Raw genomic sequence first — 24,779 nt, 5'->3', positions numbered from 1 at the left:
GAATGACGACATGGCACGTGGAACGCTGCGAATCTTCCTGGGGGCCGCGCCCGGAGTGGGTAAGACCTACGAGATGCTGGAGGAAGCCCACCGACTCCGCGAGCGAGGCGAAGATGTTGCGGTAGCGTTCGCACTGGACCACGGCCGCGCCGACACCCGGGCCCTCATGGAAGGCCTCGAGGTCATTCCGCCCCGGCAGCTGAGCTACCGGGGGGCGGAGTTCGAGGAGATGGACCTGGACGCGGTCTTGGCTCGCGCCCCCGAGACCGCGGTGGTGGACGAATACGCCCACTCCAACGTTCCCGGCAGCCGCAACCAGAAGCGTTGGCAGGACGTGGACGAACTCCTCAGCGCGGGGATAAATGTTCTCTCCACAGTCAACATCCAGCATCTGGCGTCCTTAGGCGACGTCGTCAGCGCCATCACCGACGTGCGCCAGGCAGAAACCGTGCCGGACGACGTCGTGCGCCGCGCCGACCAGATCGATCTGGTCGACATCCCGCCGGAACTGCTGCGCCAGCGGCTCAGCGACGGAAAGATCTACGCCGCGGACAAGATCGACGCGGCCCTGTCCAACTACTTCCGGCTGGGAAATCTCAGTGCGCTGCGCGAACTGGCTTTGCTGTGGCTGGCGGACCGAGTGGACGAAGGGCTGGCCAAATACCGGGCCGAACAGGGCATTGAAGCCAGTTGGCCAGCGCGCGAACGCATCGTCGTGGGCCTGACCGGGGGCCCTGAGGGCGAGGCACTCATCCGCCGCGGGGCACGTATCCTGACCCGGGTCAGCGGCGGGGACCTCCTGGCCGTCCATGTGCGCGCCGCCGACGGTGTCGCCTCGGAGTCACCGCAGGCGCTCGAACAGCAGCGGCGGCTGATCCAGGACCTGGGCGGCAGCTACCACATCGTGGCCGGAGAAGACCCGGCGGCCGCCCTGCTGGACTTCGCCCGCAGCGTCAACGCCACCCAAATCGTGGTCGGCATCTCGCGGCACAAGAACCTCGCGGGAGTGCTGGGCGGTCTCCTGGGCGGCGGGGTGGGGACCCGGGTGGTGCGGGGTTCCGGGGACATCGATGTCCACATGGTCTCGCACCCCCTCGGCGGCCAGGGCACGGGGGGGCCGCGCCCCCGCGATCTCGGCCGGGTCCGGGTAGCGGTGGGGCTCGTCCTGGCCACGGCGCTCCCGGCACTCCTGCAATTGCTGCTGCTGGCCCTGAACCCGGAGCAAAATGTGGCCACGGCAATGCTGGTCCAGCTCACCGGCTCCGTCGCGGTGGCCCTGGTTGGCGGACTATGGCCGGCGATCCTCGCCGCGCTGTGGAGCAGCCTGCTGGTGAACTACTTTTCCACACCGCCGGTCGGCAACTTGACCATCAGTGATCCGCAGAACTTCCTCGCCCTGCTGGTGTTCGTGGGCGTCTCGGCGGCCGTCGCCGTCGTCGTCGACCTTTCGGCCCGCCGCTCCAAGGAGGCTGCGCGGGCCCGTGCCGAGGCAACGACGCTGGGTGACCTGACCCGCGGCGCCGCCGGTTCGGAGGACACCGTTCAGGCGCTGCTGGAACAGGCGCTGGGTGTTTTCCAGGTCCGGGGCACCGCCTTGTTCAGCCGCGAGGCCGACGCCGGAAGCACGGCCAGTGGCCGGCAGTGGCGACTGCTCGCCTCGGCCGGAGAGATCCGGGCTGCTGCCGAGAGCGCTCGGGGGGACGCCGCCACCGGCGACAACGTCGAGGAGATCGATGCCACCACCCGGCTGGTCCTCTACGGACGGATCCTGCCAGCAAGCGACCGGCGCCTCCTGGGGGCCTTCGGCGTCCATTTGGCGGCCCAGCTCGAACGCCAGCAGCTGGTCGTCAGCCGTCGGGAGATGCTGCGCCTGGCCGAAAGCAACACGATGCGCACGTCCATCCTCCGCGCCGTGTCCCACGACCTGCGCACCCCGCTGGCCGGAATCAAACTCGCCGTCGGCGGCCTGCGCCACGACGACGTCCGCTACACCCCAGAAGAGGAGCAGGAGTTGCTGGCTACCATCGAGGAATGCTCGGACCGGCTGGATGCCCTGGTGGGGAATCTGCTGGACATGTCCAGGATCACCTCGGATGCCGTCAATCCCCTGCTCAGGCCGGTGCGCTGGTTGGAGGTGATCCCCGGAGCCCTCGGCGCCGTCCCCCCGGGCAAGGTGCGGGTGGATCTGCCCGCCAACATGCCGGAGATCGACGCCGACCCGGGAATGCTGGAACGTGTCATTGCGAATATCGTCGAAAACGCCGTGAAATACGCACCGGACTCGGACATCGTCCTGGTGGGGACGGCCGGCGGTCTCAGCCCGGCGACACTCGAAGGACACCCCGCGGGCGAGCTGCGGATCATCGATCATGGCCGGGGCGTCCCGGCGGAGAGTGTCGTCGAGATGTTCCGCCCGTTCCAGCGGCTCGATGACACGCCGCAGACCACCGGGATCGGACTCGGGCTGGCCGTGGCGAAAGGATTCACCGAAGCAATGGGCGGAACGCTGGCCGCGGAAGAGACGCCCGGTGGCGGTTTGACAATGGTCATCCGGCTTCCCCTGTCCACGGGCATGCCGTTCGACCCGCGCCGCGCCCAGGCCCCGCTCGAGCCGCAGTCGGCCCTGGGGCGCCGCCATACGCTGCCGCTCACGCCAGGACCGGACGCCGGATGACCGCCGTCCTGGTGGTCGATGACGACCCGCACCTGCTGAGAGCGCTCCGGATCACGCTGCAGGCCCACGGCTACTCGGTGACGACGGCGGCAGACGGGCGCTCCGCCCTGCTGACCGCATCCCAGCACCCCTTGGCGCTGGTCATCCTGGATCTCGGGCTGCCGGACATCGACGGCACCACAGTCCTGAGGGAACTCCGGTCCGGGAGCCAGGTCCCGATCCTGGTGCTCTCAGCACGCCACGGCTCCGAGGACAAAGTGGAAGCGCTCGACGCCGGCGCCGACGACTACATCACGAAGCCGTTCGGCCTCGACGAACTGCTGGCCCGGATCCGCGCCCTCCTGCGCCGCAGCGTTGACCCGGAGCAGGCACCCGTGGTGACCACCGAGGCCTTCACCGTGGACCTGGGCAAACACCGTGTCATCCGAGACGGCCAGGATGTGCGGCTGACCCCCACCGAATGGAACATTCTGGAGGTGCTGGTCCGGAACCCGGAAAAACTCATCACACAGCAGCAGCTCCTCTCCGAGGTCTGGGGTCCGGCGTACGCCAAGGAAACCAACTATCTCCGGGTCTACATGGCCCAGCTGCGGCGCAAGCTCGAACCGGACACCGCCAACCCGCGCCATCTGCTCACGGAGGCCGGCATCGGCTACCGGTTCATGCCCTGACAACTCTTAGTGACAGGTTTTCCTGACGGTTCTTCCTGAGTTTTCCCATGCCGCGGCCGGCAATGGATACTGGGGCAATGACAAATCGCAGCCCGCTCAACTGGGACGATGCCGGCCCGTCGCCGCTGCCGGAGATCCCGGCGCAACTGCAGGCCGTCCTCAACGGAATCCCGGCCATGGTGGGCTACTGGGATACGGGGCTCCGCAACCGCCTGGCCAACGACGCCTACGGCACGTGGTTCGGCATTGAACCCGGCCAGCTATATGGCATGCATATCGGGGACGTGCTCGGGGAGGCAGTCTTCGAGGCGAACCGGCCGTACATCGAGCTCGTGCTCGCCGGAGAGCCTCAGCAGTTTGACCGGACCCTCGTGGATGCCGCGGGCGAATCGCGCTACACCGAGGTGACCTACACCCCCGATGCCCGGGACGACGGCGCGGTGCGGGGTTTTTTCGTCCAGGTCACGGACATCACGGAGCGGGTGCTGGCCGATCGGCGCCGGCAGCAGAACATGGACCGGTACCGGGCCCTGGCGCGCAGCGTCCCCGGTGTCTTCGTGCTCCTCTTCGACGCCGATCTGCGTTACCTGATCGCCGAAGGGCAGGAACTGGAGACGTTCGGCTACCGCACGGAGGAGCTCGAAGGCCGGCGCATCCAGGACGTGCTCAAGGGCGATCTCGCCAGCGAGCTTGAGCCGCGCTACCGTGCGGCCCTCGCCGGCCGGGAAGTCTCCTGGAGCCGTCAGATCGGCCATCGCACCTACCGGCTCAAAGCCGGACCGGTGTACTCCGACGACGAGGCCACGGCCGGCATGGTCGTGGCGGTTGACGTCACCGAGCGCCTGCAGCAGCAGCAGGTCTGGGAGGCCCTCCACGAAATAGCGACCGCTGTGGCCCGTAACGCCGCCCCCGCCGACATCTCCGAGCGGGTCGCGGCTATCGTCCTTGAGCTGTTCAATGTGGACTCCGCCGCCGTCGTCCGTTTCACGGGCGCGTCGTCGGCGGAAATCGTCGCCATGGCCCCCGCCCTCCCGCCGACGCTGAGCCGCCGGCACATCTTTGCGCCGACCGACGAGTCGGCCACCGTCCGGGTGGCATTGACGGGCAAGCCTGCCCTCGTTGTTTACGGGCCGGAGGGCGGACCGGCGGCGGAGCAGATGCGCGCCGGCGGCTTCCAGTCCGCGGCGGCGGCGCCGGTACGGGTCGGGGGAAGCCTGTGGGGCGTGGTGACCCTGACCTCGAAATCCCGCACGGGCGTCACGGAAGCCATGATGGCGCGGCTGGCCCAGTTTGCGGTGCTCGTCGAGATCGCCATCGGCAACTCGGAGGCACGGACCGACCTCGAACTGCAGGCCACCACGGATGCCCTGAGCGGCCTGCCCAATCGGCGGGCCCTGGAACGGCACCTCGCCGAACAGCTTGCGCTGGCCGGGACGCGCGGCACCAACCTGAGCGCCGTCGTCCTGGATATCGACCACTTCAAAAGGGTCAACGACACCTACGGCCACCTGATGGGCGACGTCGTCCTGGCCGAGGTCGCGGCGAGGCTCCGTGGAGTCGCGCGGAGCCAGGACATCCTGGCCCGCTTCGGCGGCGAAGAGTTCGTGTGGCTGCTCCCCGAGACGAACGGCGCCGAGGCCCTGCAAGCGGCGGAACGGGCCCGGGAGGCCATCGCGTCCGAGCCGTTCGGCGACGTCGGCTTCCTGACGATCTCCGCCGGCGTCTGCGAGCAGCGCGACGCAGCGGCCGGGACCCTCCTGGACTGCGCGGACCGGGCTCTCTATGAGGCGAAAAACGCCGGCCGCAACCGCACCTCACGCTACGGCCACGCCACCCGGACGGCCCGGGCCGGGGACGGCCCGGTCGGACTCCGCGCTTAGCTCAGCGCTTAGACGAAGGCGGACTTTCCGGTCACGGCCCGGGCCACGATCAGTGAATTGATTTCGTAACTGCCCTCATAGGTGTAGAGGATTTCGGCGTCGCCGAAGAGCTTGCCCATCTCGTAGTCGCTGCTGATCCCGTTGCCGCCCATGAGGGACCGGCCCATCGCCACCGACGCCCGCGCCAGCCGCGTGGTGGTGGACTTGGCCATGGCGGCCTGGACCATCTCCAGCTTGCCTTCCTCCTGGATCCTCGCCAGCTGGGCCATCAGGGCCAGCGAGGCGGTGGCGTTGCCCAGGATCTCGGCAAGCTGCTGCTGGATGAGCTGGAAGCGGGCCAGCTCCTTGCCGAACTGCCGGCGCTGCAGCGAATAGGACCGCGCGACGTCGAATGCGGCGAGCTGGATTCCGGCACCCTGCCAGCCCACCCAGGCGCGCGAATCGCGCAGGAGCTCGTTGGCCTTGGAGAAGTCGGTGGCCCCCGGCAGCAGATTGGCTTCCGGGATGCGGACCTCATCGAGGACGATGTCCGCGTTCTGCATGATGCGCAGGCCGATCTTATTGGCGATCTTCGTGGCGGTGTACCCGGGCCGGTCCGTCTCCACGATGAATCCTTTGATGTGCTGGTCGGCGACGTCCCGGGCCCAGACGAGGGCGAAGTCCGCGATCGTGCCAGCCCCGATCCAACGTTTGGCGCCGTTGATGACCCACTCGCCGTTCTCCAGCCGGGCGGTGGTCTCCAGGCCGCCGGCGATGTCCGAGCCATGGTCCGGCTCGGTCAGGGCGAACGCTCCCAGCTGGGTGAAGGCGGTGAGGCCGGGGAGCCAGCGGGCCTTCTGTTCCGGGGAGCCGAGCTGATCGATCATGCCGACAATCAGCTCGTTGTGGATGCCCACGAGCGCGGAGAGGGAGACGTCGGCGCGGGCCACCTCGACATACATGAGGCCCTTGAAGAGCTTGGACGTGCCGTCCGTCTGCAACCCGCCGAGGCCGTACTTTCCGAGTTCCGCGAGCAGCCCGAAGGGGAACTCCTCGCGGTTCCAGTAGTCGATCGATGCCGCCCGGATCCGGGACTGCAGGAATTCCCGCACCTCCTGGTACCGGAGCTGTTCGTCCGGCGGCAGCAGGTCCACGATGTACATGAGATCGGCGTCGGGAAACGGCGGCTCTGCCGCGGGGGCCGCAGCAACCGTTCCGGCTGTGTTTGATTCGGCTGGCGCCAACTGTCCGTTGGCACGTCCTGGTGACTGCACGGGCACGTATCCCTTCGTCATGCGCCGCCAGCAGAGCGACGCCGCTCTTCCAAACCCTTGGATGTCCTAGTATATTGCAGAGTGACGGGGATCACTAGGCGGGCGCCACGGCGGCCCGGCGGGATCCCAGGCAACGGCGTTGTGCCACGGACCGCCCGGAACGGCTGCGCCAGCGAACTTCGAAAGGTGCACCATGACCGTAACTGAGGAATTCCGGGCCGCCAGGGACCGGCTGCTGGCCCTGCGCGGGGACTACGAGGCCGCCCGCAGCGAATTCCAGTGGCCGCGCTTCGAGGAATTCAACTTCGCGCTGGACTGGTTCGACCAACTCGCGGCGGACCCGGCCAAGGCGGACAACCCGGCCCTGGTGATCGTCGAGCAGGACGGGTCAGCAACGCGCCGCAGCTTCGCGGACCTCTCCCGGCGCTCGTCCCAGGTGGCCAACTGGCTGCGGAGCCAGGGCGTGCGGCGCGGAGACCGGATGATCATCATGCTCGGCAACCAGGTGGAGCTCTGGGAACTCATGCTGGCCGGCATTAAGCTGGGCATCGTCATGATCCCCACCACCACCCTGATGGGCCCCGCGGACCTTCAGGACCGGGTGGAGCGCGGCGGCGCGGCCTGGGCCGCCGTCGGAAGTGCCAACATCGCCAAGTTCGCCGACGTCGCGGGTAATTACACGCTGATCGAAATCGGCGACGCCGCCGCAGAACCCGCCGGAGCACAGAACACGGCGCTGCAGTATGCGGACGCCGACGCGGCCGGCGAAGACTTCACCCCGGACACCCCCACCCTGGCCGACGAGACCCTCCTGCTCTACTTCACCTCCGGCACCACGTCCAAGGCCAAGCTGGTGGAGCACACGCACACCTCCTACCCGGTCGGTCACCTGTCCACGATGTTCTGGATCGGGATGGAACCGGGCGACGTCCACCTCAACGTCGCCTCCCCGGGCTGGGCAAAGCACGCTTGGTCCAACGTGTTCACGCCCTGGATCGCCGAGGCCTGCGTGTTCATCTACAACTACGAGCGCTTCGACGCCAAGGCCCTCATGGAGCAGATGGACCGCGAGTCGGTGACGAGCTTCTGCGCGCCGCCCACGGTCTGGCGCATGCTCATCCAGGCCGACCTTACCCTGCTGAAGAACCCGCCCACCAAGGTGGTGTCCGCCGGCGAACCGCTCAACGCCGAAGTGATCGACCAGGTCCACCGCGCCTGGGGCCAAACCATCCGGGACGGCTTCGGGCAGACCGAATCGACCGTGCAGATCGCCAACACCCCGGGCCAGCCGATCAAGATCGGCGCCATGGGCAGGCCGCTGCCCGGTTACGACGTCGTGCTCGTGGACCCCGCCACCGGTGAGGAGTCCGACGACGGCGAACTCTGCCTGCGCCTGGACCCCCGCCCCGTGGGGCTCATGAAGGCCTACTACGGCGACCCGGAGAAGACCGCGGATGCTTTCCGCGACGGCTACTACCACACCGGCGACATGGCCAGCCGGGACGAACGCGGCATCATCACGTATGTAGGCCGGGGCGACGACGTCTTCAAGTCCTCCGACTACCGGCTGTCCCCGTTCGAACTGGAGAGCGTGCTGATCGAGCATCCGGCGGTGGCGGAGGCCGCCGTCGTCCCCTCCCCCGACCCGCTCAAGCTGTCCGTGCCGAAGGCGTTTGTGGTCCTGGCCGCCGGGCACCAGCCCGGCCCGGAGCTCGCCGAGGACATCCTGCGGTACTGCCGCGAACACCTGGCCCCGTTCAAGCGGATCCGCCGCCTGGAGTTCGCCGAACTCCCCAAGACCATCTCCGGCAAGATCCGGCGCGTGGAGCTCCGCCACAGCGAGGAAATGCGCCACGGCGGCGGACCCGTCCCGGAGGGCCTGGGCATCGAGTATTCCGAGGCCGATTTCCCGGGACTCAGGGGGCAGAGCTGACCGTGGGAACGCCCCTGCCCCGAGATCCGATCGCCGACGCCCGGTTGAACTGGGAGCGCCACGGCTGGGCCGACGTCGCCGCCCCGATGGCGGCCATCACCGCCATCATGCGGACCCAGCAGATTCTGCTGGGCCGGATCGAAGCCGTGCTCAAGCCGTTCGGGCTCACGTTTGCCCGGTATGAGCTGCTGGCATTGCTCAGTTTCGCACGCAGCGGCGCGCTGCCCATGAACAAGGCGAGCGCGCTGCTTCAGGTCCACCCCACCTCGGTCACCAACGCCGTGGACCGGCTCGAGAATGCCGAGCTGGTGGTCCGTTCCCCCCATCCGACGGACGGCCGCACCACGCTGATCGAGCTCACCGCGGAGGGCCGCGCCCTAGCCAAACAGGCGACGGCGGTGCTGAACTCCGAGGTCTTCGGGCGCTCGGGCTTCGCAGACCAGGACGTGGACCAGCTGATCCGGATCCTTGGCACGTTTCGCAGGAACGCCGGGGACTTCAGCGACTAGAGGACCGGTCAGCCCCCGACGCCGGCAGGGACGGGCCGGCGGTCGAGATGGATGCCGGCGATCATGCATCGCACGGACCCCCCGGCCAGTTCGATCGTGGGAACGTCCACGGGCAGCAAGGTGCAGTTTCGTTCGATGACGGCCTTCTGCTCCGCCGTCAGGGTTCCCAGGGCCCGCCGAGAGAGCGCCAGCACGCGGCCTTCCGCGCCTTGCAGCTCGATCGCGTTGCCTGCGAAATTGCTGATCTGGTAGGGGCTCAGCTCGATGACCGCCCGCCCCCCGGCGGCAAGCCGTTCCATCACCTCACGCCGGCGTCCAGCCGAGCGGATCAGGTCCACTCCGACCATTGCGAAGTCTGTCGCCACAGTCATCATCACATTCGTGTGATAGATGGCGGTGCCGTCTGCGTCGACCGCGTCGAACAGCATGGGCTCATAGCCGAAGTTCGTACAGAACCGCTCCAGCGCCACGGGATCGGCCCGGCGGGATCGTGCGGCATAGGCCACACGGGAGCCGTGGTCCAAGACCATGGCCCCCGTTCCCTCCAGGAAGACGCTGTCCATTTCCAGCCCGGAGTAATCGATGACGTCCTGCACCCGGTAATGGGTCTTCAGGAAGTCCAGGATGTCGCTGCGGCGTTCGTGGCGGCGGTTGGGGGCGTACATCGGGAAGATCCCGATCCGGCCACCCGCATGGGTGGAGAGCCAGTTGTTGGGAAACACACTATCCGGGCGGGTTTCGTCATGGTCCTCGAACACGTGCACCGTGACACCGGCCGCCTCCAGCGCCTCGGCCAGCCCCGACACCTCGTGACGGGCGGCGGCGGCCAGCGTTTGCCGATCCCCGGGATGAGCCGGCATCTGGAGGGCCGTCTGGAAGGCATTATCCAATGCCGTCGCCTCGTTTGGCATGAAGTTGTGCGGCCTCACGAGAACGACGGCGGAGGGGGCTTGAACGGACATCGCAGGCTTACGAGCCGACGGGAGAAAGGGCACCCACGAGGCCGAACAGGTTCTTCGGGTCCTCCGGGCTGGCGACGAGGTCGATCTCCACGAAGAAATCGGTGCCGGCGACGGCGTCGCGCACGAACCTCAGGGCGGAAAAGTCCTCAATGGCAAAGCCGACCGAGTCGAAGATGGTGATCTGTGCATCGTCGGTTCGTCCGGGCGCTTTGCCGGTCAGGACCTGCCAGAACTCCGTGACGCGGAAGTCGGCCGGCATGTGCTGGATCTCCCCTTCGATCCGGGTCTGGGGGGCGTATTCGACGAACACGTCGCCGAGTCCGAGGATCGCCGGTTCAAGCTCGGTCTTCCCGGGGCAGTCCCCGCCGATGGCATTGATGTGGACGCCCGGTTCAATCAGGTCCGCCGTGAGGATGGTGGCGTTGGCCTTGTCCGCGGTGCACGTCGTGATGACATCGGCTCCCCGCACCGCATCCGCCGCGGATGTGGCGATCGTGATGTCAAAGCCCAGCGGCGTCATGTTGGCCACGAACTTCTTGAGCGCGGCGGGATCCGTGTCCCATACCCGGAGCGTGGAGATCCCCAGTGCACTCCGGAACGCGAGGGCCTGGAACTCGGACTGGCTTCCGCTGCCGATCATCGCCATGACGCGCGAGCCGGCACGGGCGAGCTTCTTGGCCACCATGCCGGACGTCGCCGCGGTGCGCAGCGCAGTCAGGACTGTCATCTCGGTGAGGAATGTGGGATAGCCGTTGTGGACGTCGGCCAGGACGCCAAACGCTGTCACGGTCTGGAAACCGCGTGCGGGGTTGGACGGGTGGCCGTTGACGTACTTGAAACCATAGGTCTCGTGATCGCTCGTGGGCATGAGTTCGATGACGCCGAATGGCGTGTGGCTGGCGATCCGGGGAGTCTTGTCGAACGACTCCCAGCGCCGGAAGTCATTCTCAACGTACTCGATCATGCCGGAAATGATGGTCTCCGGCCCGCGTCCGGCAGCCCAGCGCACCATGTTGTGGACATCGACAAAGCGCGTCATTGCGCCTCCTCATTCTCTAGTTAGTTGCTGATGCCACCACTCTAGGGTTCGGCGATATGCAGTCTCAATTGCCAAACAGCAAGCTTTTTGTTGTGCGACTGAGCATAGTGACGACGCCGATTGAATATTTTGTTGGCTGGACGCCCCGTGATCCCTAGCGCAGCACGGAGCTCAGCAGGAGGCTCGTTTCGCTGTTGACAACGCCATCGACGCCCCGGATCCGGCCCAGGACCTGGTCAAAGTCGACAAGACTTTCGGTGCGGAGTTCGGCAACAAGGTCCCACCCGCCGTTGGTGGTGTGCAGTGCCGTGATCTCGGGAAAGCCCCTGAGCTGGCGGATAACCCTGTCCGTCGTCCTGCCTTCCACCGCAATCAGGGCAACGGCGCGGATCGCCAGCGGGTCGAGCTCATCGCGCACCCGGACCGTGAATCCGACGATGGTCCCGGATGCCACAAGCCGCTCCAGCCGGCTGTTGACGGTAGCCCGGGCAACATCCAGCCGGCGCGCCAGGCTGGCCACCGAGGCCCTGCCGTCCTCACGGAGGGCGGAGAGGAGCCGGCGGTCAAGATCATCGAGGGCGGTCATTGTCACAATGTACGTCCAGGCTCAATATTTTGCGACTTCTATCAATGAAAAGTGAGGTCTCTGATCGTTGAATCGGCATATCGCCCACACCCCGGTCCCGACCTATCGCCCCTATTGCCCGGGATCTGAGCGGAGTATCGTGGATCCGGGCAGGGCGGTCCCGTCCCGTCCGGCAGGAATCCCCACAGGAAACAGTGCTCACGAGCGTCAATCGGCGACCGCTTAGGAGGGCCCATGCCGTCATCCAGCGTCCCCATACCCCAGCCCCCGCCCCGGCCGGTCGTCGGCAATCTGCCCGATATCGACTCCAGCAAGGGCGTCCTGGGGCTGGCCGAGGTGGCCGAGCAGTACGGCCCCATCGTCCGCATTCAGTTCTTCAACCGCAGCCTCGTCGTCGTCTCCTCCCAGGAACTCGTCAACGAGGTGTGCGACGAATCCCGCTTCGGCAAGGTGCTCGGCACTGCCCTCCGCGAGGTGCGGCAGTTCGCCGGTGACGGCCTGTTCACCGCGGAAACAAAGGAGCCCAACTGGCAAAAGGCACACCGGATCCTGATGCCGGCGTTCGGGCCCGCGGCGCTCAAGCGGATGTTCGTGGGCATGGACGACATCGTCGAGCAGCTGCTGCTCAAGTGGGAGAGGCTCGGGCCCACGGCCCGGATCGACGTTCCGGACAACACCACCCGCCTGACCCTGGACACGATCGCCCTGTGTTCGTTCAAGTACCGGTTCAACAGCCTCTACCGGGAAGAGATGCATCCCTTCGTCGGGGCCATGGTCCGCGCGCTGGTCGAATCCGGCGGGCGGGCACGCAGGCTCCCGGTACAGAACAAGATCATGCTGCGCAGACGACACCAGCTCGAGGAAGACAACGTCTTGATGTTCGAGGTCGCCGAGCAGATCATCAGCGACCGGCGGCGCAATCCGAGCCCGGCCGGCAGCGAGGACATCCTCGACACCATGCTCAGCGCGGCGGACCCCGTGACCGGCGAGCGGCTCTCGGATGAGAACATCCGCTATCAGATGGTCACGTTCCTGATCGCCGGGCACGAGACAACCAGCGGCCTGCTGTCCTTTGCCCTCTACGAGCTGCTGCGCCATCCGGCCGTCCTGGCCAAGGCGCACGCTGTGGTGGACGAGGTCCTGGGCTCGGACAGCGCCAGGTTCGAGCACCTGCCCCGGTTGGGGTACCTGGACCAGATTCTCAAGGAAACGCTGCGGCTCTGGCCCACTGCCCCGGCGTTCAACGTCGCCCCGTTCCAGGACACGACGCTCGGCGGCCGCTACGACGTCTCCGCAGGCCAGCCCATCCTGGTCCTGCTCCCGCGGCTGCACCGGGACAAGGCGGCGTGGGGAGAGGACGCCGCCGTGTTCGACCCCGAGCGGTTCTCCCCAGAGCGGGCCGCGACCATCCCGGCCAATGCCTGGAAGCCTTTCGGCAACGGCCAGCGGTCCTGCATCGGCCGGGGTTTTGCCCTGCAGGAGGCCATGCTCTTCCTGGCCAAGCTGCTCCAGCGCTTCGAGATCGCCTCGGCGGATCCCGGTTATGAGCTGCAGATCAAGCACACGCTCACGATGAAGCCTGAGGGTCTGTACATCCACGCGCGCCGGCGGGACGTCAAGATCGCGGCCGGCCATGCCGCCGTCGAACAGGCCCGGCAGACGGAAGCGCCGGCTGCCGCTCCCAACGGCGTCCCGATCCGGGTGCTCTACGGTTCCAATGCGGGCACGTCCAAGGACTTCGCCCAGCGCATAGCCAACGACGCCGGACGGCGCGGCTACAGCCCCACGATCGGGCCGCTCGACGAGGCCGCCGGCGGACTGCCGACGGAGGGGCTCGTCGCGATCGTGTCCTCCTCCTACGAGGGGCAGCCGCCCGACAACGCCCGGAAATTCTTGGCCTGGACCCAAGGCCTGCAGCCGGGCAGCCTCGCCGGAGTGCGGTACACGGTCTTCGGCAACGGCAACAAGGACTGGGCGCGAACGTACCAGGAGGTGCCCAAGGCCATCGACGCCCGGCTCGCGACCGCGGGCGCCGTGCCGGTCTATGCCCGGGGCGAGGCCAATGCCCGCGGCGACTTCTTCGGCGATTTCGACGAGTGGTATGCGGGATTCTGGCCCGCGGTGGACGCCGCCCTCGGGCAGCGGACCAGCTCCCCGGCCGCGCAGCTCCAGCTTGAACTGCAGTTCGTGGGCAACGTCCGGGACCCGCTGCTGCGCCAGAACGGGCTGGCCCTGGGCACCGTCGTGGCAAACCGGGAACTGGTGGACCTGGCCAAACCCGGCGCCCGGTCCAAACGGCATGTCGAGATCGCCCTGCCCGAGGGAATGAGCTACCGGACCGGCGACTACCTGGCCGTGCTGCCGCTGAATCCCGCCACACTCGTGCAGCGGGCGCTGGCCCGCTTCAACCTCGACTATGACTTGCACGTCCTGCTGAGCATGGAGCGGGGAGACACGTTCCTGCCCACCGGCTCGCCCGTGGCCGTGGGCGAACTCCTCAGCAGTTACGTCGAACTTGCGGTCCCCGCCACCCGCACACAGCTCGAGGACCTGGCCGACGTCGCCGCGGATCCCGCAGAGCGGAGCGGGCTTGAGGCCCTGGCGCGGGACCGCGGGCGCTATGCGGCCGAGATCCTGGAGAAGCGCGTCTCTCTCCTGGACCTGCTGGAGACGTACCCGTCATGCCAGCTGTCGTTCACCTCGTTCCTGCAACTGCTGACGCAACTGACGCCCCGGCGGTACTCGATCTCCTCGTCCCCGCTCTGGAGCCCCGACCACGCCACCTTGACCTTCGCTGTCATCCAGGCTCCCGCGTGGTCCGGTCGCGGCACCTTTGAAGGGGCCTCTTCCACGTATCTCGCCCAGGCCAGGCCGGGGTCAAGGATCGCGGTGACGGTTCGTCCTTCGAACGCCGCTTTCCACCCACCGGCGCCCCTGGCGGTCCCGCTCATCATGGTCTGTGCCGGGACCGGGCTGGCGCCCTTCCGCGGCTTCGTCCAGGACCGCGCGCTCCGGGCCCAGGCCGAAGGCGTGACGCCGGCACCGGCTCTGCTGTTCTTCGGCTGCCGCGCCCCGGACACCGACTTCCTCTACCACGACGAACTTGCCTCCTGGGCGCAGGAGGCCAACCTCGACCTCCGGCCGGCCTTCTCCACCGTCCCCGAGGATGGCCGGAAGTACGTCCAGGACCGCCTGTGGTCGGACCGCGCCGACGTCGTGGAGCTGGTCAAGCAGGGCGCCACGGTCTACGTCTGCGGCGACGGCGAATACATGGCGCCCCAGGTCCGCGACACGTGCGTGCAGATCTACAGGGAGGCCACCGGCGCCTCCCTGGCGGACGCCGAGACGTGGATGGATGAGGTGGAGCGCACCCACGGCAGGTACGTGGCCGACATCTTCACCTGATGATGCGCAGCCGCTCCCGCAGCCCAAACAGGGAGTCGAAGTTGCCCTCCCAGATAAGCCTGAACATCTAATCCGATCCAGCTGTCATCCAGGTTTGCTGCCGACCGGGCTACTCCGTGTTGGACAATCGAGGGGATGGCGACTCCTACGGTCAGATCCGCTTCCCCGGAGCTTCCGCAGCGCAGGTCATCGATGATTTGATTCAGTACGTGCGCCACCCCCTCCGGGGTTCCGTCCGAAGGCGTCGGGAGGTGCCGGACCTCCCCGGTCGGGGTGCCGGTGCTCATGTCGATACTGGCACCCTTGATCCAGGTCCCGCCGACATCGATCCCTATCCGAAGATGCGCTTCGGACGATGAGCCGGCGACAGGGGTCGCAGGAGCGTACATCATGGTCCTTTGCTTTTGTTGTTGAGGCCATGGCCTGAAGCCAGCCTGCAGGGTCCGCGGAGTTTTCCGAGTGTGCACGGTAGATGGACGCCGGCCTACCGCCTGAAGGGGTTCAAGCCGTCAGAAATTGGTCCCGGGTTGGGGGTACGGCGACCCCGAATTTTGGCCAAGGGTCCTTGTTGTAGATGACTCCACTCCGGCGAGGGGACCGTCGTAGCCCAGATGTCGCCGGCCGTCACCTTGTGAAGTGTCCGGCGGCGGCGTCCTCATTGCATTACTTCCTGAGGGACAGGTGGCTACCCTGCCATTCCACCGGGAGCGGATCGCAGATACCGCCTACCGGGTTGCCTTGATCGTCGTGGGTAGTGAAAGCGAGGACAACGGGCGCACCATCCCGTGACGTAGCGATCTTCCTTGCGTCGAGAGAACTGCATGTCGACGGGGCAGCTTGAGTGAGGTCGTAGCGTCAGTGCGGTTGCCCGGTCTGCCGGAAAGCATCCATTCGATGAGCAGCAATCGGGCATTACCTCAGGACGAGGCCTCCGTGCTCAGCGGGAACTGGGTAGTTCCCGCTGAGCACAGAGGCCTCCTGGCTTTCACGCCCCCAGCTGCAGCCAATGCCAGGGCCAGATACAGCTAGGCCTGGAGCCAAACGGTGGTCGAACCGGGCAGCACACCAGACCCCAGCGGTGAACTGGAGACCAGCACCTCGCCGCCGTGGAGCTTGAAGGGTTCCGTGCCGAAGTTCGTCACCGAGGTCCAGCCGTTGGGCCGTCGGAAGGCCAGGACGTCGAGCCGGCCGGTCTCCAGCCATTCCAGCTCTTCGCCTGTTTGCAGCCGGGCCCGCAGTGCCAGGGCCTTGCGGTAGATGGACAGGGTCGAGTCTTCCCGTGTTTCCTCGGCTTCCACTGAGGTGTCGGCAAACCATTCCGGCTGCGGCAGGTGGGAGCCGCCGGTCCCGAAACCGAACGAATTGCCCTCGGCCGTCCAAGGCAGCGGAACCCGGCAGCCGTCGCGGCCGATGTCCACGCCCGGGTTGCGGAAGAACGCCGGATCCTGCCGCTCGGCGTCGGCAATGTCACCCACCTCGTGCAGGCCGAGCTCTTCACCCTGGTAAAGGTAGGCAGAGCCGGGCAGGGCAAACATCAGCAGCGAGGCCGCCGTAGCCCGACGCAGGCCCAGCACGGCGTCCACTGCGGAAGGGTCGCCGCCCTCAAGCAGCCAGGCCTTGCCGGCATTGCCGGCCATGATCGCCCCTTCAGCGGCCGGCTCAGCGGCCGGCAGGCCGTAGCGCGTGGTATGGCGGATGACGTCATGGTTGGAGAACACCCAGGTGGAGGAGGCCCCGGTGGCCTGTGCCTCGGTCAGGTTCTTGGTGATGATGGTGCGGAACTGGGCGGCGTCGAAGTCTGCCTGAAGGAGGTCGAAGTTGAAGGCCTGGCCCAGTCCTTCGGGGCTAGCGTAGCGGGCACGGCGGTCCGCGTGTACCCAGGCTTCGGCGACGGCGGTGCGGGGCGGGTTGTATTCATTGAAGAGCTTGCGCCACTCGGCGTAGATCTCGTGTACCTCGTCGCGGTCCCAGATGGGGTGGGCGCCCAAGGCGTTTTCGCCGTCTTGGGGCAGTTCGGCCTTGGAGGGAAGCACCTCCGGCAGGTCCTTGGTCAGGGCATGAGCGACGTCGATGCGGAAGCCGTCCACGCCGCGGTCGGACCAGAAGCGCAGTGTCTTCAGGAAGTCCTCGCGTACTTCAGGGTTGTCCCAGTTGAAGTCCGGCTGTTCCTTGGCGAAGAGGTGCAGGTACCACTGGCCGGGCGTACCGTCAGGTTCGGTGATGCGGTCCCAGGCCGGGCCGCCAAACACCGATTCCCAGTCCGAGGGCGCGAGCCCGCCGTCAATCCCCAGCCCGTCACGGAAGATGTAACGTTCACGGGCGGCCGATCCCTTCGGCGAGGCGAGTGCTTCCTTGAACCACTCGTGCCGGTCGGAGGAGTGGTTGGGCACGATGTCGACGATGAGGCGGATGTCCGCGGCATGGAGGGCCGCGGCCATCTCGTCAAAGTCATCCAGGGTACCCAGCCGCGGGTCAACATTGCGGTAGTCGTCCACGTCGTAGCCGCCATCCGCCAGGGCGGATGGGTAGAAGGGGCTCAGCCAGACGGCGTCGATGCCCAGGGCCTTCAGGTACGGGACGCGGGAGGTTACCCCGGGCAGGTCGCCCAGCCCGTCACCGTTGGAATCGGCGAAGCTGCGCGGGTAGATCTGGTAGACGGAGGCCTGCCGCCACCAATTGGCGTCCACGGTGGACAGGGTGGCTGCGGACTGCAGGGTTTCGGTCATGGAAGGTTTTCTCCGGTACTCGATGGGTGGGAGTGGATAAGCAGGGATTTACTTGATGGCGCCCTGGGTCAGGCCCGACATCACCCAGCGCTGCGCAAACAGGTACACAACGATCGAGGGCGCCATGGCCATGAGGTAGGACGCAAAGGACACGTTGTAGTTGTTGCTGAACTGGGTTTGGAACATCTGCTGCAGCACGGGCAGGGTCTGCATTGCCGGGTTCGAAATGATGAGGGCAGGCATCATGTAGTCGTTCCAGGAGGCCAGGAAGGCGAAGATCCCCACGGTGGCACTCATGGGCGCCAGAAGCGGGAAGATCAGCCGCCAGAACACCTGCCCTGTGCTGGCCCCATCAATACGGGCACTTTCCTCGAGTTCGGTCGGGATGGAACGCAGAAAGGCCGTGAACAGCATGACGCTGAAGGACAACTGGAACATGATGTGCAGGATGGCGACGCCCACCGGGTTGTCCAGGTGGACGACGCCGCTCAGGCTCACCTGGGACAGTGCCACCACCGGGAAGGGCAGGAACATGGCCGCCAGCAGGTAGAAAAATGACCAGCGGAACAGCCTGCGGTCCCAGTTGCGGGAGATCGCAAAGGCTGCGAGGGCGCTCAGAATGATGGTGCCTGCCACGCTGAGCGCAGCGATCCCCACGGAGACGGCGAAACTGCGGGGGAAGTTCGTCAGAGTCCAGGCCTGGGCAAAACCATCCAGGCTCCAGGGGCCCGGCAGCGAGAAGGCGTTCCCGTCCACGGCCTGGGTGGTGGTCTTGAAGGCCATGGAGAGAGTCACGTACAGGGGAACCACGACCGTGAGCGAACAGAGGGCCAAGACGATGGTGAGGGTCCAGCGGCCGCGTTGCGCCCGGGACATACGACGGCGGGAAGCGGCCGGCATGCCGGCGTGCCTTATATCAGTGGCGGACTCGTCAAGCGTTTGGGTGGTCATCAGAAGGTCGCCTTTCCGTGGGTGGCACGCAACTGCAGCAGTGCGATGACGATGGCGATCAGGAAGAAGATTGTCGCATTGGCCATCTGGTAGGAGTAGTCGCCGTTGGTGAAGCCATTGAAGATGGACATGGCGACGCTGGTGGTGGAGGTGCCGGGGCCGCCGTTGGTCAGGCCAACGATGATGTCATAGGCATTCATGAAGCCCTTGAACCCCATGATCAGGTTGATCACGATGTAGCCCGCTGCCAGCGGGATCGTGATGGATGCCAGCTTGCGCCAGGACGTGGCACCGTCAAGGGCTGCTGCCTCATAGACGTCGGAGGGGATGGACAGGATGCCGGCAATGTAGATCAGCAGCGTGGCAGGGACCGCCTGCCAGGCAGTGACCAGAACCAAGGCGAGCCAGGCGAGGTCCGGATTGGCCAGCATGCTCGTTTCCAGGGACTTGATCCCCAGCGCCGTGGCAATTTCCGGCACGGAATTGGAAAACAGGAAGTTGAAGACATAGGCGATGACGATGCCCGAGATCACCATGGGCAGGACAAAAACGGCGCGCAGGGCGATCTTGGCCCGGATCTTCTCGGTCAGGCCCAGTGCCAGGAAGAAGGCCACCACGTTGACCACCGCCACGGTCACCACCGCGAAGCCGATAGTGAAGCCGTAGGCCTTAAGAATGGCCGGGTCGGAGAAGGCCGCGATGTAGTTGGTGAGGCCGGTGAACTTGAACTCACCGAATCCCACCGAGTTGGTGAAACTCAAGGTGATCCCCATAAGGGCCGGGACGGTGATCGCGAGGGTGAAGGCGAGGACCGTGGGGAGGAGGAAAGCATAGAACACGGGTTCAACGCGCCGCCGCGGGGACGGGCGTCCACTGCGTATCAATGACATGGAGGCACTCAATTCTTGCGGGTTGGTCAGACGTTGCGCAGGGCAAGGCGTGCCCAGTCGGCGTCCAGGGTCTGGAGGGGGGCATCGGGAGCCGTGCCGAGTGCGATGGACTGGGCGTAGTTGGCTACCGGAATCGAGGCGGGAATGAGCTGGGAGGCACCCAGGTAGAACGCAGCGTCGTCGTAGTACTTCTGCATGCCGGCCAGGACCGGGTTGCTTGCCGGCGGTGCATCGTTCCGGACACCGAAGCCGTTGTTGTCTGCGTTGTACTTGTCATTGATCTCCGGGCGCATGAGGAAGGAGAGGAACTGGCGTGCCGCGTCCTTCTTTTTGGAGGCCTCGGGGATCCACAGGGCCAGGTCCACGTTTACGCGCACCTTCAGGTCGGCCGGGTTGTCGGCAACAGGGAGCGGGAAGGTGCCCAGGTTCATGGCCGGGGCAGTCTTGGCGATTTCGTTCAACGCCCACGGGCCCTGCATATACATAGCCCCTTTGCCCTGGGCGAAGGCGAGGTTGCCGTCGGCATAGCCGCGGCTGGCAGCATCCTTGTTCGCGAACGTGGCCAGCTCGGCCATCCGTTCCATGGGGGCCTTGAAGTTCTTTTCGAAGGAGGCGGCGGGACCGGCTTTCACCGCCGTGCCCTCGCCATTGAGCGTGGAAAAGAACTGCGGGACGTCCACCATGCCGCCAACGCTGTAGTCGAACAATCCCTGCGCCACTGTCCAGCTGTCCTTGATGGTGTTGTAGAACGGGGCGATTCCGGCGTCCTGCAAGGTCTTGCAGACGGCCACGAGCTCCGGCCAGGTGGTGGGAACGGACAGCCCGTGCTGGGCGAAGATGTCCTTGTTGTAGATGACGGATTCGGCCATCATCGAATACGGGATGGCGCTGGTGCGGCCGGGATAATCCGCCGTCTGCTTCAACAGCGGCCACAGCTGGGGTTTGATCGACTTTGCCTCGGCCATGTCGGACAGGTCGCTGAGGGCGCCGTGTTTGACGAATTCCGCTACGGCGAAGTTGTAGTTCCAGCAGCCCAGGTCCGGGGGCTGGTTGCGCACGAAGTTGGCAGACATGTTCGAGGTCGAATCGCGGATTACCCGGACCGTGTCCTGGCTCCGATGGAACTGCTCAATCACACCGTCGAAGTAGCTGATAACTTCGGGCTTCGATACATAGAACGTGATTTCCGTGGCTGCCGACGAGGACCCCGGCGCCGGGGCGCATCCTGCCAGGGCGAACCCAGCCCCAAGGGCACCCGCACCGAGCAGGAACGATCGCCTGCTTAGGCCGGGCTGGCCGGTCGTTTGAACTGCAAGCACCTCATTGTCTCCTTTGACTGGACACGCATCACCTCACCGGGATGCATTACGCGACAGCATAAATCTAGACTGTAAATCTAATACGTGAAGTAAGTTTGTATCAAGGGGACGATAAGGTCAAGGAATGGAACGAGATGACGTGGCGACTTCGCCACAGCTGCTCCGGAGAATGAACATGGGGGCGGTGCTCCGTTATGCACTCGAGGCCGGGGCCTTCCGTGCCGTCGATGCCATGGCCGCAACGGGTTTGACCCGGTCCACCGTCCTGGGTTTGTGCGACGAACTGGTCGCGCAGGCCTGGATCGAAGAGATGGGCGATTCCCGCGAAGCCGGCGAGTACAGCAAGGGCAGGCCGGCGCGCCGATACCGCTTGCGCGGTCAGGCGGGTCTCATCGTCGGCGTTGACGCCGGCCAACACACGATCACCGCCGTCGTCGCCGACTTGCGCGGCACCATCCTGGCGCGTGCTGCACAGACCCTTGACAGCGAATACGGCGATGTTCGCCGATTGACCGTACGGAACACCGTTGACGAGGCATTGGCCGAGGCGGCCGTCCGGCCCGAGGAAGTCTTCCTGGTGGTGGTCGGAGTCCCCGCACCCGTTGATGAAAAGGGCCGTTCCCCCGAAAGCACCGAGTTCTGGGGCAACATGAATCCGGATTTCCCTGCGGTCTTTGCGGATTGCGGGCGCACGGTGGTGGACAATGACGCGAACCTGGCCGCGCTTGCCGAGCGGGCACACGGCGCCGGCGCCAACTCCTTCGCGGCGCTGCTCTCCGGGGAGCGCTTCGGCGCGGGCTTGGTCATCGACGGGATGCTCTTACGGGGACCGCGCGGCGGGGCAGGTGAGATGCGCCTGCTAAACGTTGTCGACGGCGTGGGCTCCACCGAAGGCCTCGGCCTGCTGGGCAGGAAGTGGGCCGTGGCCGCCAGCCGGGCCGGGGCACTGCCTCCGGGATCGATACTGGCCGGGATACCCCGCGGGCGGTTGTCCGCCGAAGCGGTGTTCGACGCGGCAGCCGCCGGGGACCCCGCAGCACTCGGCATCGTTGATCGGCTGGGCGAGCGGCTGGCCCGGGTTGCCCATGTGCTTGCGAGTCTGCTGGACGTGGAAAAGGTGATCGTTGCCGGTGCCGTTGCGGCAGCCGTAGAGCCGGTCCTGAAGAAGGCCGCCGCCGTCCTGGAGGAGAAATTCGAGGCCCCTGCACCAGTCTTGGCCGCGTCCGCATTGGGGGCTGACGGCGTCGTGTTGGGAGCGCTGGAGTGCGGACTGTCGATGATACGCAGCCAGCCGCTGTCCTTTGATCCGCATCTCCCTGAGCGTTCCCGCGCGGCCTTGTCCTGACGGGACCGCCAAGCTGTACCTGCCACCAGATACCGCCTGCGGATGATCTGTACGAAAATTCACGCTGAGGGGGTCATGGGGCGGTGAATGATCGTCATAGACCCGGCCCCTGGCTGGACGGTCAGGAGCAAGGCCGAAGAGGCAGGTCACCGTGCGGGTTCGCCCCGGACAAAATCATCGAAGTCACCGACGCCCTTACTGTCTTCGCGCTCATCAACGCCAAAGTAGGGATTGGGTTCGCCAGCACCGTATCCCACGGACCCACGGCCAACAACTTGACGCTCCGGCCATTGGCCGCGGTCTACGTAGTAAAAAACAGCACCATCTGGAAAGTCGGCACCGAAACCCCCGCGCTGCAGAATGTGCTGCGACTTGCCGAAGTCCGCACCGAGGACCTTTCTCCGCACCAGCGACAACATGCTCGTCGCACAAGAGGCTGCCCTCCCCTTACTACGTGCTGTCATGACGGGAAACGCCCCTGCGCGAAGGCCGCGTCCTGGCCAAAGCACGCGGCGCTCACCGAAGACGTCGCAAGGCAACGTCACCCGAACGGCAAGTTACTTCTGGGGCGTGCCGGCTGGCGGCGACGAACAGCCCATCATTGCGTCGTGATCGATCAGACAGGAACGGTGCTGCTCTCGAAACAGGTCGAGAACGACGAAATCGTGCTGCTCGACCTGATAGCCACGATCGCGGACATCGCAGCCGGCGGCGAGGTCTGCTGGGCTACGGATCTGAACGCCGGCGGCGCGGCCCTGTTGATCGAGTTGTTGGCCGCGCACTCACAGCAACTGCTCTATATCCCCGGACGGATCGTGCATCACGCCGCAGCGACCTATCGCGGAGACGGCAAGACCGACGCGAAAGATGCCCGGATCATCGCCGACCAGGCACGCATGCGCACCGACCTCCAGCCCGTTCGCGGTGCGGACCAGATCAGCGTGGACCTGCGGCTGCTGACCGCCCGCCGCACGGATCTGATCTGTGACCGTGTCCGGGCGATCAACCGGCTCCGGGCCACCTTGCTGGAATGCTTCCCGGCGCTCGAGCGTGCGTTCGACTACTCCAAGAAGGCGCCCCTGATCCTTCTGGGCGGTTACCAGACCCCCGAGGGCATCCGGCGGATAGGCCTGACCCGCCTCGCCGGCTGGCTGAGGAAACGCGGCTGCCGGAACAGTGCCAAGATGGCCGAGAAGGCACTCAAGGCCGCGAACTCCCAGCACACCGTCCTGCCAACTCAGACCACAGGCTCTGCCCTGGTCATCCGGCTGGCCGAGCAGATCAACGCTCGCGACGCAGAGATCGCCGACGTCGATGCCCAGATCACCGACCTGTACAGCTGCAGAAGATCCGGTCTTACGTAAATTGAATACCTCATCATGACAACACCCATCCGCTAAGTGTTACAATCACCGCAAGAACCCAAGGATCCTTCAACGGGCACTCGACGCTCCATCGAGCCCAGAAGAGAACGAGTTCGCAGCGATTACGACCACGACAGCGACGACCCCGCTATCGTCGTCAAACTGTCGGTAGTGAATTTCCGGATAATCAGCTTCCCTAGCTGTTCTTCCCCGTGAGGTTGTGAACCCGGGCTGAGGGGGCTTGGCCGCCGAGTGGTCACTTCCTTCGGCGGACGACGTACAGAGCGACAAAGACCACGAACAGGGTGACAAAGACTGCGACCAGGGCGCCGGGGGTGATTCCCACTGTCGTCATCTCTCCTCAAACAAGTCGCTGAGTCTCCCCGGGGTTCGACGAAAACTCGAGTACGTGATGTCCGACGCCGTGGGGACTGATTCCTGACAGTACACCGACCCTATCGATCGCGGCTGCTGCAGCCTCCGCGCGCGGAACACGTTTCCAAGCTACCGCGTTCACAACCTCACGGGTATGAATCTCAGCGTTAAATAGCGGCATTTTGTTGCAGCACTGACTGTCACCTCGCCGCACGTAAGCCGATCCGTTAGCGGGCAGGTCAGCCGAAGCGCTCCGGCATGGTGGCCGCCCAGTTCCCAGGGTAAAAGGGCTTCTTAGCCCTCCAGCCAAGCAGGCAATGGCAGACCCAGACGAGCGAGGAGCCGGATCACGGTCTCTTCCACGAAGACATCTTCGGGTTCGACAACGTCCTCGGCGGCCATCATCGCCATCAGTTCCTCGGCAGGGACGTCGGCGCCGGCAACAGTCGAAGCCCAGACCGAAAAACATGCAGCTTCGGCCGGCAGATCGACCGGGTCGCTGGCAGCGGGGTCCTCAAAGTAATCGCGGGGCTGGAAGCCCAAATAGAAACGGCCGCTAGCGCACTCCGACGGCCGGTAGTCCACGGTCGCAATGGCGCTGTCATGAACGGAAATCCGAAGCTTCCACTCGTCGGCAGCCTCATCATCCGTCCACGACCCTGATTCATAGACGGACGTCTCGAAATTTCCCACATCTTCCCCTTGGCTACGTTTACGCCACGGTACCAAGGAAAAGCTGCGGTGCCGAAGGCGCACGGCGAGTCTGCAATTCACCGTCCCGTAAAAAGTATCCCGGGCAGGCCTCTCGAGTTGTACCGTAAGCCCCCATCGGCCGGCTCGCCATTTTCATGACTTCCTTCGAGAAAGCCGTTATGCAGGCACTCGCGGATTCCCGTA

General features: G+C 65.8%; 17 protein-coding genes. 8 read left to right on the top strand and 9 right to left on the bottom strand.

Features of this window, described 5'->3' with window-relative positions; translation table 11 throughout:
• The first annotated feature begins 10 nt into the window (after positions 1 to 10).
• The 3 genes from BLR03_RS05430 to BLR03_RS05420 all read left to right on the top strand — a co-directional run bounded on the left by BLR03_RS05430 (position 11) and on the right by BLR03_RS05420 (position 5,225).
• Entirely contained in the window at positions 11 to 2,674 is a 2,664-nt protein-coding gene (locus tag BLR03_RS05430; RefSeq protein ID WP_091250467.1) for a DUF4118 domain-containing protein, read from the top strand.
• On the top strand, positions 2,671 to 3,345 hold the full coding sequence (locus tag BLR03_RS05425) for a response regulator (RefSeq protein ID WP_091250464.1): 675 nt from the start codon (positions 2,671 to 2,673) through the stop codon (positions 3,343 to 3,345). Before BLR03_RS05430 ends, BLR03_RS05425 begins: the two co-directional genes overlap by 4 nt.
• 77 nt (positions 3,346 to 3,422) lie before the next feature.
• Complete coding sequence (locus BLR03_RS05420; protein WP_175460416.1) at positions 3,423 to 5,225, top strand: sensor domain-containing diguanylate cyclase; 1,803 nt, start codon at positions 3,423 to 3,425, stop codon at positions 5,223 to 5,225.
• Between the two features lie 8 nt (positions 5,226 to 5,233).
• Here BLR03_RS05420 and BLR03_RS05415 read toward each other — a convergent pair whose 3' ends face one another.
• Entirely contained in the window at positions 5,234 to 6,367 is a 1,134-nt protein-coding gene (locus BLR03_RS05415) for an acyl-CoA dehydrogenase family protein (protein ID WP_254788189.1), read from the bottom strand.
• Between the two features lie 304 nt (positions 6,368 to 6,671).
• On the opposite strand from BLR03_RS05415, the gene BLR03_RS05410 reads away from it, so the two are divergent.
• Both BLR03_RS05410 and BLR03_RS05405 read left to right on the top strand, forming a co-directional pair.
• Positions 6,672 to 8,411, top strand: coding sequence for an AMP-binding protein (locus BLR03_RS05410; RefSeq protein ID WP_091250459.1), 1,740 nt, complete (start codon positions 6,672 to 6,674; stop codon positions 8,409 to 8,411).
• 2 nt (positions 8,412 to 8,413) lie between these two features.
• Positions 8,414 to 8,920 (top strand): MarR family winged helix-turn-helix transcriptional regulator, encoded by a 507-nt coding sequence (locus BLR03_RS05405; RefSeq protein ID WP_091250456.1) that lies wholly within the window; start codon positions 8,414 to 8,416, stop codon positions 8,918 to 8,920.
• An 8-nt stretch (positions 8,921 to 8,928) separates the two neighbouring features.
• On the opposite strand, the gene ctlX is transcribed toward BLR03_RS05405, so the two are convergent.
• The 3 genes from ctlX to BLR03_RS05390 form a co-directional block, all read right to left on the bottom strand.
• Positions 8,929 to 9,882, bottom strand: a complete 954-nt coding sequence (gene ctlX, locus BLR03_RS05400; RefSeq protein ID WP_091250454.1) for a citrulline utilization hydrolase CtlX — start codon at positions 9,880 to 9,882, stop codon at positions 8,929 to 8,931.
• Positions 9,883 to 9,889: 7 nt separating this feature from the next.
• On the bottom strand, positions 9,890 to 10,921 hold the full coding sequence (locus BLR03_RS05395) for an ornithine cyclodeaminase (protein WP_091250452.1): 1,032 nt from the start codon (positions 10,919 to 10,921) through the stop codon (positions 9,890 to 9,892).
• Positions 10,922 to 11,075: 154 nt separating this feature from the next.
• Positions 11,076 to 11,507, bottom strand: coding sequence for an Lrp/AsnC family transcriptional regulator (locus BLR03_RS05390; RefSeq protein ID WP_091250449.1), 432 nt, complete (start codon positions 11,505 to 11,507; stop codon positions 11,076 to 11,078).
• Positions 11,508 to 11,741: 234 nt separating this feature from the next.
• On the opposite strand from BLR03_RS05390, the gene BLR03_RS05385 reads away from it, so the two are divergent.
• Positions 11,742 to 14,912, top strand: coding sequence for a bifunctional cytochrome P450/NADPH--P450 reductase (locus BLR03_RS05385; protein ID WP_091250446.1), 3,171 nt, complete (start codon positions 11,742 to 11,744; stop codon positions 14,910 to 14,912).
• Positions 14,913 to 15,937: 1,025 nt separating this feature from the next.
• On the opposite strand, the gene BLR03_RS05380 is transcribed toward BLR03_RS05385, so the two are convergent.
• Genes BLR03_RS05380 through BLR03_RS05365 form a run of 4 tightly spaced genes read right to left on the bottom strand, consistent with a single transcriptional unit; the run spans position 15,938 to position 20,798 of the window.
• Positions 15,938 to 17,638: a glycoside hydrolase family 13 protein gene (locus tag BLR03_RS05380; protein WP_091250444.1), complete on the bottom strand. Its 1,701-nt coding sequence runs from the start codon at positions 17,636 to 17,638 to the stop codon at positions 15,938 to 15,940.
• Between the two features lie 48 nt (positions 17,639 to 17,686).
• Positions 17,687 to 18,538, bottom strand: a complete 852-nt coding sequence (locus BLR03_RS05375) for a carbohydrate ABC transporter permease (RefSeq protein ID WP_254788188.1) — start codon at positions 18,536 to 18,538, stop codon at positions 17,687 to 17,689.
• A gap of 50 nt (positions 18,539 to 18,588) precedes the next feature.
• A complete protein-coding gene (locus BLR03_RS05370) occupies positions 18,589 to 19,479 on the bottom strand; it encodes a carbohydrate ABC transporter permease (RefSeq protein WP_091250439.1) in 891 nt (296 codons plus the stop codon).
• Positions 19,480 to 19,505: 26 nt separating this feature from the next.
• Complete coding sequence (locus tag BLR03_RS05365) at positions 19,506 to 20,798, bottom strand: ABC transporter substrate-binding protein (RefSeq protein WP_091250436.1); 1,293 nt, start codon at positions 20,796 to 20,798, stop codon at positions 19,506 to 19,508.
• Positions 20,799 to 20,922: 124 nt separating this feature from the next.
• Here BLR03_RS05365 and BLR03_RS05360 point away from each other — a divergent pair, with 124 nt between their 5' ends.
• Entirely contained in the window at positions 20,923 to 22,143 is a 1,221-nt protein-coding gene (locus BLR03_RS05360) for an ROK family protein (protein WP_091250433.1), read from the top strand.
• An 83-nt stretch (positions 22,144 to 22,226) separates the two neighbouring features.
• Positions 22,227 to 23,507: an IS110 family transposase gene (locus BLR03_RS05355; protein ID WP_368086938.1), complete on the top strand. Its 1,281-nt coding sequence runs from the start codon at positions 22,227 to 22,229 to the stop codon at positions 23,505 to 23,507.
• Positions 23,508 to 24,176: 669 nt separating this feature from the next.
• On the opposite strand, the gene BLR03_RS05350 is transcribed toward BLR03_RS05355, so the two are convergent.
• Positions 24,177 to 24,575, bottom strand: a complete 399-nt coding sequence (locus tag BLR03_RS05350; RefSeq protein ID WP_091250430.1) for a hypothetical protein — start codon at positions 24,573 to 24,575, stop codon at positions 24,177 to 24,179.
• Positions 24,576 to 24,779 lie beyond the last annotated feature (204 nt).

This window comes from Arthrobacter sp. ok909, from assembly GCF_900104405.1.
In the GTDB taxonomy this organism is placed as follows: Bacteria; Actinomycetota; Actinomycetes; order Actinomycetales; family Micrococcaceae; genus Arthrobacter; species Arthrobacter humicola.
The sequence above is the reverse complement of the archived record's forward strand: the minus strand, read 5'-3'. Positions and strand labels throughout refer to the sequence as shown.